The organism is Pseudomonas sp. GW821-FHT02H06 (genome assembly GCF_059421525.1).
On sequence record NZ_JBWKVD010000008.1, the window covers coordinates 185,590 to 199,672 of the forward strand.

The following is a 14,083-nucleotide window of genomic DNA, read 5'->3' on the forward strand; positions in this document are numbered from 1 at the left end:
GGCAATGGCGAGCCTGCCATCGCGGCTGGCGATGGCAGGCAAAAAGATAGGGATGACCGGGGCACGATATTAGTGCTGGCACCCGTTCATGTGGGAGCGAGCTTGGTCTGGGCCACATCCGGACGAAGAGGCAGAAACATCCGCTGAATCTTCGGCGACTGAAATACCGTCTTCGTGAGCAAGCTCACTCCCACAGGGACCGTGTTACTACGCGAAAGTGTGGAACGTCTGGACGCCGGGAATCTCCCAAAGGGAAAAGCGTGTGTCCGCTCTATCCCGATTACGCGTGAGAAAGCACCTCGCCCCGCGCAGGCGCTTCGGCCTTGTGATTGCCCAACATTGCCCGCGGGATGGACAGAATCAGTCCGGCGCTGATGAACAAGCAGGCGCCCAGCACGTAGGTGCCGTTGTTGATGTTGCCCGTCAGGTTCTCTGCCACGGCGGTGATCATCGAGCCGGTGAAGCCCGACAGGTTGCCGATGGCGTTGATCATGCCGATTCCCGCAGCAGCCGCGACGCCGGACAGCACGGTGCCCGGCAGGGTCCAGTAGATCGGCATCAGGCTCAGCACGCCGGAGGCGGACACGCTCAGGAAGATGATCGACAGCACCACGTTGCTGGCGAAGTAGGCGCTGAGGATCAAGCCGATGCCGCCGATGATGGCCGGAATTGCGGCGTGCCAGCGGCGCTCGCCGGTCTTGTTGGAGTGCCGCGCGTTGAGAGTCATGGCGATCACCGCGATGCCATACGGAATGGCCGTCAGCAGGCCAATGTCCATCGGGTTGGAAACACCGGCGCTTTTGATGATCGACGGCATCCAGAACGCCAGCCCGTAGAAGCCGGTATTAAACGTCAGCAGGATCAGCACCAGCAGCCACACGCGTCCGTTGAAAAACACCTCGCGCAGACTGGTCGCCTTGCCTTTGCTGTCGGTCTCCAGGTTGGCCTTGAGCATGGCCTTTTCCTGGGGCGACAGCCATTTGGCCGCATCGATGTTATTGGCCATGAACGCCAGCACCACAAAGGCCATTACCACCGAAGGCAGGCCTTCGATGATCAGCAGCCACTGCCAGCCGGCCATGCCGTTGACGCCCTGCATACGGGTCATCAACCAGCCGGAAATCACACCGCCCAGCGTCAGACTGATCGGCATCGCCATGAGGAAACCGGCCATCACCCGGCTTTGCCGACGGGTAGGAAACCAGTAGTTGAGGTAAAGGATGACGCCGGGAAAGAAGCCTGCTTCACAGATGCCGAGCAGAAAGCGCAGCACGTAGAACATGGTTTCCGACTCAATGTGGAAAAACTTCGCCAGCGGCACGGTAAACGCGACGGCCATGGATACGATGGCCCAGGTGAGCATGATCCGGGCGATCCAGAACCGCGCGCCGAAGCGATGCAGCAACAGGTTGCTGGGGACTTCGAAGAGGAAATAGCCCCAGAAGAACATGCTCGCGCCGAGGGCATAGATGGTGTTGCTGAATTGCAGATCGTTGAGCATGTCCAGCTTGGCGAAGCCGATGTTCACGCGGTCCAGATACGCCGCCATGTAACACAAGAGCAGGACGGGAAGGATGCGCAGAATGACTTTGCGGTAGGTGCGGTCTTCAAAGCTGGCGTGCCCGGGACCCGAGGACTCGGGCAGGCGCTGGGAAACGGTTTCCATGGTGGGACCTCCAGGCACTCGGAGGCGCCTGTATTGTTGTTATGTGAGGGTCGAAACACGGAGCGATGTTACTGACAGCGGCGTTGATTAGGATAATGACTTGTTTCCATTGATTGATAACGCTGCGTTATCGCTTACTGACGCGCCAGCTGCGCATTCGCCAGCAGAATTTCGGCAAATTCTGACGCCGCCCCGAGCAACGGCTCACCTCGGCGGGTGAGGATTCCGTAATCCTGGGGCGCTAGTTTCAGCGGCGTGTTCAGCACTTTCAGCAGGCCGGAATCCAGATGCGGCTGCGCCATGGAAGCCGGCAACATGGCGATCATCGGCCCTGCCTGCAGCACTTGCAGAAAGGTCTGCATCGAGATGGTATCGATGGTGTTCTTCGGCACGGGAATTCCAGCTTTGGCGAACGCCTGCTCCATCCGTGCGCGAATCGGCGTGCCCAGCGGGTACAGAATCCATGGCCAGTTTCCGAGCGCCTGCAGCGGCGTCTGTGCCAGTTCGGTCAGCGGATGGCGACTGTTGACGACCATGCAGAACGGCTCCGGCGCCAACGCCTGAAAGTCGTACACCTGCTGCTGGTTTTCATTGGTGTAACGCGCCACCGCGAGGTCGAGCTTCTTGTCGTCGAGCATTTCCATCAGGTGGTCGCTGGTCTGCTCCACCACTTCGATCGACAGCAGCGGCCAACGCTGTTTCAACTGCACGATAGCTTCCGGCAGCACCACCGCAGTCGCCGCGAAGATCGCCCCCACCTTCAGAAAGCCATGCCCGCCCTCGCGCAGGCTGCTGATTTGGTCAACGAACTTGCTCGCGTCATTCAGGGCGATCTGTGCGTAGCGCACCACATGTTCGCCGAGGGCGGTGGGCGGCATGTTGCGCGGCAGGCGCTCGAACACATCAAAGCCCAGCAGCCGTTCGATCTCCCGCAGCATTTTGCTCACCGCCGGCTGGCTGAGGTTCATGTGCTGCGCCGCCGCGTGCATGTTGCGGGTGCGCGCCAGGGTTTCGATGAGCACCAGATGCTTGAACTTGAGCCAGTTACAGACCGTGGAAAAGGAAATGTCTGACATGAGGAATGCCTCGATGAGCGATAACCCAGTGTTATCGATTACTGAGCAGATGTCATTGGAGTTTATCGCCGGTGCTGATTAGGGTCGTTCGTAAATCATAAAAAGCGTTGAGGACTTCACCATGCCCATCCAGCTCATTCCCGAAAACACCCTCCCCGCCGACGGCCTCAATGGCACGTTGATCGGTCGCGCGTGGGTGCCCGGACACGTCAGCGGCCCATCGCCTGTGGTGCTGCGCAACGACGGGGTGTTTGATCTTTCGTCGAGCTTCGCCACGTTAAGTGAGTTGCTGGAGCTGGAATCCCCTTTGGCCGCCGTGCGTGAAGCCCAGGGCACACGTGTCGCCAGCCTCGAAGAACTGCTGGCGAATTCGACCGCGACGCCTGATCCCAACAAACCGTACCTGCTGGCGCCAGCGGACCTGCAAGTGATCAAGGCCGCAGGGGTGACCTTCGCCGCAAGCATGATCGAGCGGGTGATCGAAGAACAGGCGGCAGGCGATCCGGCCAAGGCGGAGAGCGTGCGCGCGATCGTGCAGAACGCCATCGGCGACAACCTGCGCAACATCAAGCCCGGCTCCGAACAGGCGAGCACACTCAAGGCGCTGCTGATCGAGCAAGGCATGTGGTCGCAGTACCTTGAAGTCGGCATCGGGCCGGACGCCGAGATTTTCACCAAAGCGCCCGTGCTGGCGGCGGTGGGCAGCGGCAGCCAAGTGGGTATTCATCCGAAATCGGAGTGGAACAACCCCGAGCCGGAAGTGGTGCTGGCGGTGAACAGTCGCGGGCAGATCCACGGCGCAACCCTGGGCAATGACGTCAACTTGCGCGACTTCGAAGGCCGCAGCGCGCTGCTGTTGAGCAAGGCCAAGGACAACAACGCCTCGTGCTCGATCGGCCCGTTCATTCGGCTGTTCGACGAAACCTTCTCCCTCGATGACGTGCGCAACTGCGTCGTCGACCTGCAGGTAAAAGGCGATGACGGTTACGTGATGAAAGGCTCAAGCTCGATGTCGCAGATCAGCCGCGATCCGGCCGACATCGCCGGCCAGGCGCTCAACGCCAACCATCAATACCCGGACGGCTTCCTGCTGTTTCTCGGCACCCTCTTCGCCCCGACCGCCGACCGCGACCATGCCGGTGGCGGTTTCACCCACAAGCTGGGCGATCAGGTCAGTATCAGCAGCAGCCTGTTCGGCGGCCTGCACAATGAGGTGACCCATAGCAGTGACGCGGCGCCGTGGACGTTCGGCGTCGGCGCGTTGATACGCAATCTCGCCGTGCGCGGTTTGTTGTAGCGCTGAACACCTTACGCAGCACACCTAATTCCAAGAGAGACCCGAACCATGTCCGACACGCCGAAACGCCCCCTTCGCAGCCAGCAATGGTTCGATGATCCGGAACACGCCGACATGACGGCGCTGTACGTCGAGCGCTACATGAACTACGGCCTGACCCGCGAGGAGCTGCAATCGGGCCGACCGATCATCGGCATCGCTCAGACGGGTTCTGATCTGGCGCCCTGCAACCGTCATCACCTGGAACTCGCCCAGCGGGTCAAGGCCGGGATTCGTGATGCAGGCGGGATTCCGATGGAGTTTCCGGTCCACCCGATGGCCGAGCAGACCCGCCGTCCGACCGCTGCCCTGGACCGAAACCTGGCGTACCTCGGGCTGGTGGAAATTCTTCACGGCTACCCGCTGGATGGCGTCGTCCTCACCACCGGCTGCGACAAAACCACCCCGGCCTGCCTGATGGCAGCGGCGACCACCGACCTGCCGGCCATCGTGTTGTCCGGCGGGCCGATGCTTGACGGTCGGCACAAGGGCGAGCTGATCGGCTCCGGCACGGTGCTCTGGCATGCGCGCAATCTGCTGTCGGCCGGTGAGATCAACTACGAAGGCTTCATGGAAATGACCACCGCCGCGTCGCCGTCGGTCGGCCACTGCAACACCATGGGCACCGCGCTTTCGATGAACGCGCTGGCCGAGGCGCTGGGCATGTCGCTGCCGGGTTGCGCGAGTATTCCGGCGGCGTACCGCGAACGCGGGCAGATGGCCTACATGACCGGCAAGAGGATCTGCGATCTGGTCCGCGAAGACGTGCGCCCCTCGCAGATCATGACCCGCGAGGCGTTTGAAAACGCGATCGCGGTGGCCTCAGCACTGGGGGCTTCGAGTAACTGCCCGCCTCACTTGATCGCCATCGCCCGGCACATGGGCGTCGAGTTGAGCCTCGACGACTGGCAGCGCATCGGCGAAGACGTGCCGTTGCTGGTCAATTGCATGCCGGCCGGGAAGTATCTGGGGGAAGGCTTTCACCGCGCAGGCGGCGTGCCAGCGGTGATGCACGAGCTGCAGAAGGCCGGCAAGCTGCACGGAGAATGCGGCACGGTCTCCGGCAAAACCATTGGTGACATCGTGCGCAACGCCGTCGCCCACGACGCTGACGTGATCCGTCCGTACGAAGACCCGCTCAAACACCGCGCCGGTTTTATCGTGCTGAGCGGCAATTTTTTCGACAGCGCGATCATGAAGATGTCGGTGGTCGGCGAGGCCTTCCGCAAGACCTATCTGTCCGAGCCGGGCGCGGAGAACAGCTTCGAGGCGCGAGCGATCGTGTTCGAGGGCCCGGAGGACTACCACGCGCGTATCAACGACCCTTCGCTGGAAATCGACGAGCGCTGCATTCTGGTGATCCGTGGCGCAGGTACGGTCGGTTATCCCGGCAGCGCCGAAGTGGTGAACATGGCGCCGCCGTCTGCGCTGATCAAGCAGGGCATCGATTCGCTGCCGTGCCTGGGCGATGGCCGGCAGAGCGGGACCTCGGCCAGTCCCTCGATCCTCAATATGTCGCCCGAAGCGGCGGTGGGCGGTGGCCTTGCGTTGCTGAAAACCAACGACCGGCTGCGGGTGGATCTGAACAACCGCAGCGTTAATGTGCTGGTCAGCGACGAGGAAATGGCCGAACGCCGCGCGCTGTTCGAACCGAAGATGCCGGCCTCGCAAACCCCGTGGCAGGAGCTGTATCGGCAGTTGGTGGGGCAGTTGTCCACCGGCGGATGTCTGGAGCCAGCGACCTTGCATTTGCGGGTCATCGCACGAAGCGGAGAGCCACGGCATTCCCATTAACGCCGCAGATGTATCGCCTGGCATATAACTTGTGGGAGGGAGCTTGCTCCCGAAGGCGTCCGTACATCCACCAAATCTTCAGCGGTTGAAATCCCGTCTTCGTGAGCAAGCTCACTCCCACATATTTTGCGTTCGCTCAAGTTGGTGGCGCACCGCAGGATCCACTACAGACCTTGATCGTTCCCACGCTCTGCGTGGGAATGCATTCTGGACGCTCCGCGTCCGCCGTCAGATGACGCAGAGCGTCAGGGGCGGCATTACCACGCGGAGCGTGGGAACGATCACAACTCATACTCACAACAATGCCGGCAACCCCTTCTCCATTCCCGCAAAGCGGTTTTTCAACAGCGAATGCAACTGCTGCACCGCCGGGGAAAACTGTTTGCGGTGCGGGCAAACCAGATTCAGCGGGGTCGGTTCGCCCGGGTAATCCGGCAGCAACAGCTCCAGCCGCCCGGCGTGCACGTCCTCGCAGACATCCAGCCACGACTTGTACGCCACACCCTGCCCCGCCACCGCCCAGCGCCTCACCAGATCAGCATCATCGGTGAGCAACGGGCCTGACACCGAAAACACTCGCCCGCCCAGCCGCCATTTGTCGTACACCCGCCCCGCCAGCGTGAACAGCAAGCACTCATGGCGCAGCAAATCATCAGACACCATCGGACGGCCCTTGCGCGCCAGGTACTCCGGCGATGCCACCAGCACCCGGCGATTCCATGGCGCCAGCGCCAACGCAATGTAGTTCGCGTCTTCGATCACGCCGTAGCGAATGGCGACGTCCACCGGATCACGAAACAGATCGGCCACTTGATCGGAGATAAACAGGCGCAGATTCAGCGCCGGGTGCTGGCTGCGAAAATCCGTCAGCCAGGGCAGCAGCATGTTTCGCCCCAGATCCGACGGCGCCGCCACCTGCAGCGTGCCTTGCAGCTCAGCGCTTTCCCGCTGCAGCTTTTCCCGGCCATCCCGTAACGCATCGAGCACCGTCTGGGCGGTCGGCAGGTACTGCTCGCCTTCAGCGGTGAGACGCAAGCTGCGCGTCGAGCGGGCAAACAGGCGAATATCCAGCTCGCGTTCGAGGCGCTTGATGGCCGCCGCGACTTGCCCCGGCAACAGATCCACCTCACGCGCGGCATTGGAGAAGCTGCCCAGCGCGGCAGTGCGAACGAACAGAGTCAGGTCGTCGATGCGGATCATTTTCACTCCAGCGGTGAAAGTGTTGCCGGATTCTGCAGGTTTTTCTGCCTGACGAACAAGAACAAGATGGGTCCAACGTTTCAATACGCCTCTGTCATCCCATTTAGAGAGATCGCCATGAAAGCCGTCGCCTTCACCCAACACGGTCTGCCCATCGAAGACCCCAATGCGCTGCTCGACATGGACCTGCCCACGCCAACGCCCGGCCCTCGGGATTTGCTGGTCGAAGTCAAAGCGATTTCGGTGAACCCGGTGGACACAAAAATCCGCGCCGGCTCTGCCGCTACGGAACCCAAAGTGGTCGGCTGGGACGCCGTCGGGGTTGTTCGCGAAACAGGCAGCGACGTCACGCTATTCAAAGCCGGGGACGAAGTGTTCTACGCCGGTTCCATCGCCCGCCCTGGCAGCTACAGCGAATTCCACCTTGTGGATGAGCGCATCGTCGGGCACAAACCCAAGACACTCGACAACGCCCACGCCGCCGCGCTGCCGCTGACCTCGATCACCGCCTGGGAATTGCTGTTTGACCGTCTGGGCGTTGAAGAAGGCGGCGGCGAAGGTGACAGTCTGCTGATCGTCGGTGCCGGTGGCGGCGTCGGTTCGATTCTGGTGCAACTGGCCCGCCAACTGACCAAGCTGACCGTGATCGGCACGGCGTCCCGTCCGGAAACCCGCGAGTGGGTCGAAAGCCTGGGCGCCCACCACGTCATCGATCACAGCCAGCCGCTGGTCGAGCAGCTGAACCAGATCGGCGTCGGCCAGGTGAGCCATGTCGCCAGCCTGACCCACACCGATTCGTACTTCACGCAGCTGATCGAGGCCCTCAAACCACAAGGCCAGTTGGCGCTGATCGATGACCCGAAATCCCTGGACGTCGTGCCGATGAAACGCAAGGCCCTGTCGCTGCACTGGGAACTGATGTTCACCCGCTCGCTGTACGAAACGCCGGACATGATCGCCCAACATGAACTGCTCAATCGCGTCGCCGATCTGATCGACCAAGGCGTACTGAAGACCACCCTCGGTGAGCACTTCGGCGCAATCAATGCTGAAAACCTGCGCCGCGCCCACGCCGTGATCGAAAGCGGCAAGGCCAAGGGCAAGATCGTTCTCGAAGGTTTCTGAACCTGTTTCCATTATTTGAATGGCCTGCTGCGGCAGGCCGGGAGTCGTTTGTGTCCATGAGACAGAACATGATGGTGTCGGCGCTGGCACTCTCAGTCGCTTTGATCAGCCAGACCGGCATCGCCGCCACGATCGCAACCACCGCGCTACCCGCCAATGCACCGGCGGAAAAAACCATCGGTCAGCTGGAGCAGGTGTTCACCTTCCACGACGCCATGCCCACCGGCGTGACCGTGACAGAAACCGGGCGCATCTTCGTCAACTTCCCGCACTGGGGCGACGACGTGCCGTTTACCGTGGGTGAGATTCGTGACGGCAAAGTCGTCGCCTACCCCGATGCCGCCATCAACAAGGAAGACCCCAAAAACCCGGCCACAGGGCTGATCAGTGTGCAGAGCGTGGTCGCCGACGGTCAGGGCCGCGTCTGGTTACTGGACACCGCCGCACCGAATTTCGCCGCGCCAAAAGCCGGCGGCGCCAAGCTGGTGGCGGTTGATCTGGCCAGTAACAAGGTGGTCAAAACCCTGGTCTTCCCGGCAAACGTCATCCTGCCGAGCACCTACGTCAATGACATGCGCTTTGATTTCCGCAGCGGCAAGGAAGGCACGGTTTACGTGACGGATTCGTCGGTCTCCGGGCCTGGCGCGATCATTGTCATGGACATCGCCAGCGGCAAGGCGACCCGTCGCTTGAGCGGCGCAAAATCCACTTCGGCCGATTCTGACTTCAAACCGGTCGTCGAAGGCCAAACCGCACTGGTCAGCAAAGGCCCAGACGGCAAGCCAAAAACCATGGCCGTTGCGTCTGATGGCATCGCCCTGTCCCCTGACGGCAAGACACTGTATTTCAGCGCGCTTTCCAGTCGCCACCTGTATGCAGTGCCTACCGGGATGCTGCGTGATGCAAGTGTGAGCGAGGCGCAACTGAACGCTGCGGTCAAAGATCTCGGCGAAAAAGGCGCGTCGGACGGTCTGGAAGCCGATGCCAACGGCGCGGTCTACGCCGGCGACTACGAACACAACGGCATCCGCAAACGCCTGGCCGACGGCAGTTGGCAGACCATCGTTCACGACCCTCGCGTGCTGTGGCCGGACACCTTGTCGGTCGGGCCGGATGGCTACCTGTATTTCACCGCCAACCAGCTGCAGCGCCAGGCCGGTTTCCACGATGGCAGGGATCTGCGCGAAAAACCCTACAGCCTGCTGCGGGTGAAGATCGACGCCGCGCCTGCACCGACCCGCTGATTCCGTTTTCCAATTTCGGAGATTCATCATGCAACTGACCGCACTGGCAAAATCGCGCTACACCACGAAAGCCTACGACGCCTCACGCAAGATCCCGCAGGAGACGATCCACGAGTTGCTGGAGCAACTGCGTCACAGCCCGTCATCGGTGAACTCGCAGCCATGGCACTTCATCGTCGCCTCCGATGAGCAGGGCAAAGCGCGCGTGGCCAAGTCGGCGGAGGGTAGTTTTGCCTATAACGAAGCGAAGATGCTCAACGCCTCCCATGTGATCGTGCTCTGCACTTGCACTGAAATGCCGGAATCGCACCTGCAAGCCGTGCTGGCCCAGGAGGCGGCTGACGGACGTTTTGCCAATGACGAGGCCAAAGCCGGTCAGGACAAAACCCGTCGCGGTTACGTGAACATGCACAAATACGATCAGAAGGACGTGCAGCACTGGATGGAAAAGCAAACCTACCTGGCGCTGGGCACCTTGCTGCTGGGCGCTGCATCGTTGGGCCTGGACGCGACACCGATGGAAGGCTTCGATTTCAAGAAGCTCGACGAAGGATTGGGCCTGCGCGACAAGGGTTTCACCAGCCTGGTCGTGGTCAGCCTGGGCTACCGCAGCGACAGCGATTTCAACGCCAAACTGCCGAAATCGCGCCTGCCGGCCGAGACGGTGTTTACCTTCCTTTAACCCTTGCCGCACCCACCGGTAGGAGTGAGCTTGCTCTGGGCCGCATCCGGACGAAGACGGTCGTTCAGCCGCTGAAGATTTATCGGATGTCCCGGCCTATTCGCGAGCAAGCTCGCTCCCACGAGAATTGCATCTGCCTCGCGAGTGTTGGCCGCAGATTATGAACGTGTGGGAGCGGAGCTTGCTCGCGAAGACGGCATGACAGCCGCTGAAGGTTTAGCGACTGTCCCGGCCTATTCGCGAGCAAGCTCGACTCCCACATTAGCCCTGCGGCCTGACTCAGGGGCAGCAGCCGTCACCTGCACCCCCTTCTCATTTGCCCCGATGCGTGCGCTCTGCTAGTGTCGCGCCGGTTTAACGTCTACCGGGATAGCCGCCATGGCCCGCAAGAAAGCTGCACTGGATTTCGAACAGTCCCTCACGGATTTGCAAACGCTCGTCGAGCGTCTGGAGAACGGTGAGCTGTCGCTGGAAGACTCACTGACCGCCTTCGAGCAAGGCATCCGCCTGACCCGCGAGTGCCAGAGCGCGCTGGCCCAGGCCGAGCAGAAAGTGCAGGTCTTGCTGGAACGCGACGGCGAATTGGCCGAAGAGCCATTTGACGCGGAACAGCCGGAATGATCGCGGCGTATCAGGCACTCAGCCAGGCTCGCGTCAATGCGGCGCTGGAGACGCTGTTCGATGCGCCCGCCCCTGAATTGACCCGCCTTTACGCCGCCATGCGCTACAGCGTCACCAATGGCGGCAAGCGCGTGCGCCCGCTGCTGGTTTACGCCGCCTGCGAAGCCTTGGGCGGCAACGCCGAGCACGCTAACGGCGCGGCCTGCGCCGTCGAGCTGATCCATGCGTACTCGCTGGTGCACGACGACCTGCCAGCCATGGACGACGACGATTTACGTCGCGGCCTGCCCACCACCCACAAAGCCTTTGACGAAGCCTGCGCGATTCTCGCCGGCGACGGTCTGCAGACCCTTGCTTTCAGCGTGCTGAGCGATAACCCACTCACCCCGCAGAACGCTGACACCCGACTGAAAATGGTCGCCACCCTTGCCCGTGCATCCGGCCCTGCCGGCATGGTCGGCGGACAGGCCATCGATCTCGGCTCGGTCGGGCTCAAGCTCGACCAGAAAGCGCTGGAATTCATGCACCGGCACAAGACCGGCGCACTGATCGAAGCCAGCGTCAGGCTTGGCGCTCTGGCCAGCGGCAACGCAACCCAGGTTCAACTCGATTCGCTGCAGATTTACGCCCGCGCCATCGGTCTGGCTTTTCAGGTCCAGGACGACATTCTGGACGTCGAAAGCGATACCGCCACGCTGGGCAAACGCCAGGGCGCCGATATTGCCCGGGACAAGCCGACCTACCCCGCGCTGCTGGGTCTGGAAGAAGCCAAACATTACGCACTTGAATTGCGCGATCAGGCCCTTGTGGCGCTGCGACCGTTCGATGAGGCTGCGGAGCCCTTGCGCGCGTTGGCGCGTTATATCGTCGAACGCCGCAACTAGTCGAAGCCCGCAACGAGTCGAACCCCGCAACCAAGCGCAGGTCATAGGACTTATCGGGCGTGAGCGGCCTTGCTGCCGCTGCCCCATTTCGCCGGCAATCGTTTCTCCTGAACATCGCGTTGCTGCACATCGTGCGCAGCCGGTAATGCATCAGGTAAACTGCCGCCTCTTTTACTTATAACGATTCGCCTGATGCCCACGACGTTCAAAGAGATTCCCCGCGAGCGCCCGTCCACGCCGCTGCTCGACAAGGCAGCGACGCCGGACGGCCTGCGCCGCTTAGGTGAAGCAGAGCTTGAAGCCCTGGCTGATGAACTGCGCCTGGAGCTGCTCTACACCGTTGGCCAGACCGGCGGCCACTTCGGCGCCGGCCTCGGCGTCATCGAACTGACCGTGGCCTTGCACTACGTCTTCGATACCCCCGACGACCGGCTGGTCTGGGACGTCGGTCATCAGGCGTACCCGCACAAGATCCTCACGGGTCGTCGCGAGCAGATGTCGACCCTGCGCCAGAAAGGCGGCGTGGCGGCATTCCCGCGTCGCAGCGAGAGCGAATACGACACCTTTGGCGTCGGTCACTCCAGCACCTCCATCAGCGCCGCGCTGGGCATGGCGATCGCCTCCCGGCTGCAAGGCAGTGAGCGCAAGTCCATTGCCGTGATCGGCGACGGCGCACTCACTGCCGGCATGGCCTTCGAGGCGCTGAACCACGCGCCCGAAGTCAGCGCCGACATGCTGGTAATCCTCAACGACAACGACATGTCGATCTCGCGCAACGTCGGCGGGCTGTCGAATTATCTGGCGAAAATTCTCTCAAGCCGCACGTACACGAGCATGCGCGAAGGCAGCAAGAAAGTGCTGTCGCGTCTGCCCGGCGCGTGGGAAATCGCCCGTCGTACCGAGGAATACGCCAAAGGCATGCTGGTGCCCGGCACGCTGTTCGAAGAACTCGGCTGGAACTACATCGGCCCGATCGATGGTCACGACCTGCCTATCCTGATCGCCACCCTGCGCAACATGCGCGACCTCAAGGGTCCGCAGTTCCTGCACGTGGTCACCAAGAAAGGCAAAGGCTTCGCACCGGCCGAGGTCGACCCGATCGGTTATCACGCGATCACCAAGCTTGATCCACTCAACGCACCGGTCGTGCCCAAGAAAGCCGGCGGTCCCAAGTATTCCGGCGTGTTCGGCCAGTGGCTGTGCGACATGGCCGAAGCGGACGAGCGTCTGGTGGGCATCACGCCTGCCATGAAAGAAGGCTCGGATCTGGTTGCGTTCAGTGAACGTTTCCCGGAGCGCTATTTCGACGTTGCCATCGCCGAGCAGCACGCGGTGACGCTGGCAGCGGGCATGGCCTGCGAAGGCGCCAAGCCGGTCGTGGCGATTTACTCGACGTTCCTGCAGCGTGGTTACGACCAGCTGATTCATGACGTCGCGGTGCAGAATCTGGACGTGCTGTTCGCCATCGACCGCGCCGGTCTGGTGGGCGAAGACGGCCCGACCCATGCCGGCAGTTTTGATCTGTCGTACCTGCGTTGCATCCCCGGCATGCTGGTCATGACGCCGAGCGATGAAAACGAACTGCGCAAGATGCTCACCACCGGTCACCTGTTCAAAGGCCCCGCCGCCGTGCGTTACCCACGCGGCAACGGCCCCAATGCCGTGATCGAGAGCAGTCTCGAACCGCTGGAAATCGGCAAAGGCGTGGTTCGTCGTCAAGGCAGCAAAGTCGCGATGCTGGTGTTTGGCGTGCAGTTGACCGAAGCGCTGATCGTGGCGGAAAAGCTCGACGCGACCGTGGTCGACATGCGTTTCGTCAAACCGCTGGACGAGGCACTGGTGCGCGAAATGGCCGGCAGCCACGACTTGCTCGTGACCGTCGAAGAAAACGCCATCATGGGCGGTGCCGGTGCGGCGGTCAGCGAGTTCCTGGCGCGAGAGAACATTCTCAAGTCGGTGCTGCATCTGGGCCTGCCGGATGTGTACGTCGAACACGCCAAACCCGCGCAGATGCTGGCGGAGTGCGGGCTGGATGCTGCCGGGATCGAAGCGTCGATCAACCAGCGCCTGCTGAAGATGTAGACAGTTACAGGCGTAAGCGGGATGGCCGAGCGACCGGGTCATTCCGCAAACTTGTGAGAGTGAGCTTGCTCACGAAAACGTTTGTGCCTTCGACACATCCTCATCGCCTGACACTCAGCATTCGCGAGCAAGCTCGCTCCCACAGTTAATTTTTCAGCAGGTCCATCTCTGGCATTGTCCTGGCGATGGGAGGCGTGAGACTGTCCTGCTGTGGTTGTACACCGCAATCAGCTGACGAACGCGAACCCTGTGGGAGTGAGCTTGCTCACGAAGACGTTCGTGCCTTCGACACATCTTCATCGCCTGACACTCAGCATTCGCGAGCAAGCTCGCTCCCACAGTTAATTTTTCAGCAGGTCCATCTCTGGCATTG

The 14,083-nt window shown here is 61.6% G+C and carries 11 protein-coding genes; 8 read left to right on the forward strand and 3 right to left on the reverse strand.

What is annotated here, in order from left to right; translation table 11 throughout:
• Positions 1-280: 280 nt before the first annotated feature.
• Both AC07VF_RS15305 and AC07VF_RS15310 read right to left on the reverse strand, forming a co-directional pair.
• Positions 281-1,666 (reverse strand): MFS transporter, encoded by a 1,386-nt coding sequence (locus tag AC07VF_RS15305; RefSeq protein ID WP_192173786.1) that lies wholly within the window; start codon positions 1,664-1,666, stop codon positions 281-283.
• A gap of 134 nt (positions 1,667-1,800) precedes the next feature.
• Complete coding sequence (locus AC07VF_RS15310; protein WP_192173787.1) at positions 1,801-2,742, reverse strand: LysR family transcriptional regulator; 942 nt, start codon at positions 2,740-2,742, stop codon at positions 1,801-1,803.
• Between the two features lie 121 nt (positions 2,743-2,863).
• Between AC07VF_RS15310 and AC07VF_RS15315 the strand changes: the two genes are divergently transcribed.
• Positions 2,864-4,039 carry a fumarylacetoacetate hydrolase family protein gene (locus tag AC07VF_RS15315; RefSeq protein ID WP_192173788.1) on the forward strand — a complete coding sequence of 392 codons (1,176 nt, stop codon included), beginning with the start codon at positions 2,864-2,866 and terminating at the stop codon, positions 4,037-4,039.
• A 48-nt stretch (positions 4,040-4,087) separates the two neighbouring features.
• The gene (locus AC07VF_RS15320; RefSeq protein ID WP_192173789.1) at positions 4,088-5,872 is read left to right on the forward strand and encodes an IlvD/Edd family dehydratase; all 1,785 of its coding nucleotides are present in this window, start codon (positions 4,088-4,090) and stop codon (positions 5,870-5,872) included.
• A gap of 294 nt (positions 5,873-6,166) precedes the next feature.
• On the opposite strand, the gene AC07VF_RS15325 is transcribed toward AC07VF_RS15320, so the two are convergent.
• Entirely contained in the window at positions 6,167-7,072 is a 906-nt protein-coding gene (locus AC07VF_RS15325) for a LysR family transcriptional regulator (protein WP_074893178.1), read from the reverse strand.
• A gap of 117 nt (positions 7,073-7,189) precedes the next feature.
• Here AC07VF_RS15325 and AC07VF_RS15330 point away from each other — a divergent pair, with 117 nt between their 5' ends.
• From AC07VF_RS15330 to dxs, 6 genes are all read left to right on the forward strand, one after another.
• Complete coding sequence (locus AC07VF_RS15330; RefSeq protein ID WP_192173790.1) at positions 7,190-8,197, forward strand: zinc-binding alcohol dehydrogenase family protein; 1,008 nt, start codon at positions 7,190-7,192, stop codon at positions 8,195-8,197.
• A 56-nt stretch (positions 8,198-8,253) separates the two neighbouring features.
• Positions 8,254-9,441: an L-dopachrome tautomerase-related protein gene (locus AC07VF_RS15335; RefSeq protein WP_192173791.1), complete on the forward strand. Its 1,188-nt coding sequence runs from the start codon at positions 8,254-8,256 to the stop codon at positions 9,439-9,441.
• Between the two features lie 28 nt (positions 9,442-9,469).
• Positions 9,470-10,123 carry an oxygen-insensitive NAD(P)H nitroreductase gene (nfsB, locus tag AC07VF_RS15340; protein ID WP_192173792.1) on the forward strand — a complete coding sequence of 218 codons (654 nt, stop codon included), beginning with the start codon at positions 9,470-9,472 and terminating at the stop codon, positions 10,121-10,123.
• A gap of 378 nt (positions 10,124-10,501) precedes the next feature.
• Positions 10,502-10,744 (forward strand): exodeoxyribonuclease VII small subunit, encoded by a 243-nt coding sequence (locus AC07VF_RS15345; RefSeq protein WP_062384761.1) that lies wholly within the window; start codon positions 10,502-10,504, stop codon positions 10,742-10,744.
• Complete coding sequence (gene ispA / locus AC07VF_RS15350; RefSeq protein ID WP_192173793.1) at positions 10,741-11,628, forward strand: (2E,6E)-farnesyl diphosphate synthase; 888 nt, start codon at positions 10,741-10,743, stop codon at positions 11,626-11,628. Before AC07VF_RS15345 ends, ispA begins: the two co-directional genes overlap by 4 nt.
• 192 nt (positions 11,629-11,820) lie before the next feature.
• Positions 11,821-13,710 carry a 1-deoxy-D-xylulose-5-phosphate synthase gene (dxs, locus tag AC07VF_RS15355; RefSeq protein ID WP_192173794.1) on the forward strand — a complete coding sequence of 630 codons (1,890 nt, stop codon included), beginning with the start codon at positions 11,821-11,823 and terminating at the stop codon, positions 13,708-13,710.
• The last annotated feature ends 373 nt before the right edge of the window (positions 13,711-14,083 follow it).

What these genes read in the sequence shown, in the direction of transcription:
- AC07VF_RS15330 (WP_192173790.1), top strand. Translation starts at nt 7,190, where the DNA reads ATGAAAGCCGTCGCCTTCACCCAACACGGTCTGCCCATCGAAGACCCC.
- AC07VF_RS15320 (WP_192173789.1), top strand. Translation starts at nt 4,088, where the DNA reads ATGTCCGACACGCCGAAACGCCCCCTTCGCAGCCAGCAATGGTTCGAT.
- AC07VF_RS15315 (WP_192173788.1), top strand. Translation starts at nt 2,864, where the DNA reads ATGCCCATCCAGCTCATTCCCGAAAACACCCTCCCCGCCGACGGCCTC.
- AC07VF_RS15310 (WP_192173787.1), bottom strand. Translation starts at nt 2,742, where the DNA reads ATGTCAGACATTTCCTTTTCCACGGTCTGTAACTGGCTCAAGTTCAAG.
- AC07VF_RS15345 (WP_062384761.1), top strand. Translation starts at nt 10,502, where the DNA reads ATGGCCCGCAAGAAAGCTGCACTGGATTTCGAACAGTCCCTCACGGAT.
- dxs (WP_192173794.1), top strand. Translation starts at nt 11,821, where the DNA reads ATGCCCACGACGTTCAAAGAGATTCCCCGCGAGCGCCCGTCCACGCCG.
- AC07VF_RS15335 (WP_192173791.1), top strand. Translation starts at nt 8,254, where the DNA reads ATGAGACAGAACATGATGGTGTCGGCGCTGGCACTCTCAGTCGCTTTG.
- nfsB (WP_192173792.1), top strand. Translation starts at nt 9,470, where the DNA reads ATGCAACTGACCGCACTGGCAAAATCGCGCTACACCACGAAAGCCTAC.
- AC07VF_RS15305 (WP_192173786.1), bottom strand. Translation starts at nt 1,666, where the DNA reads ATGGAAACCGTTTCCCAGCGCCTGCCCGAGTCCTCGGGTCCCGGGCAC.
- AC07VF_RS15325 (WP_074893178.1), bottom strand. Translation starts at nt 7,072, where the DNA reads ATGATCCGCATCGACGACCTGACTCTGTTCGTTCGCACTGCCGCGCTG.
- ispA (WP_192173793.1), top strand. Translation starts at nt 10,741, where the DNA reads ATGATCGCGGCGTATCAGGCACTCAGCCAGGCTCGCGTCAATGCGGCG.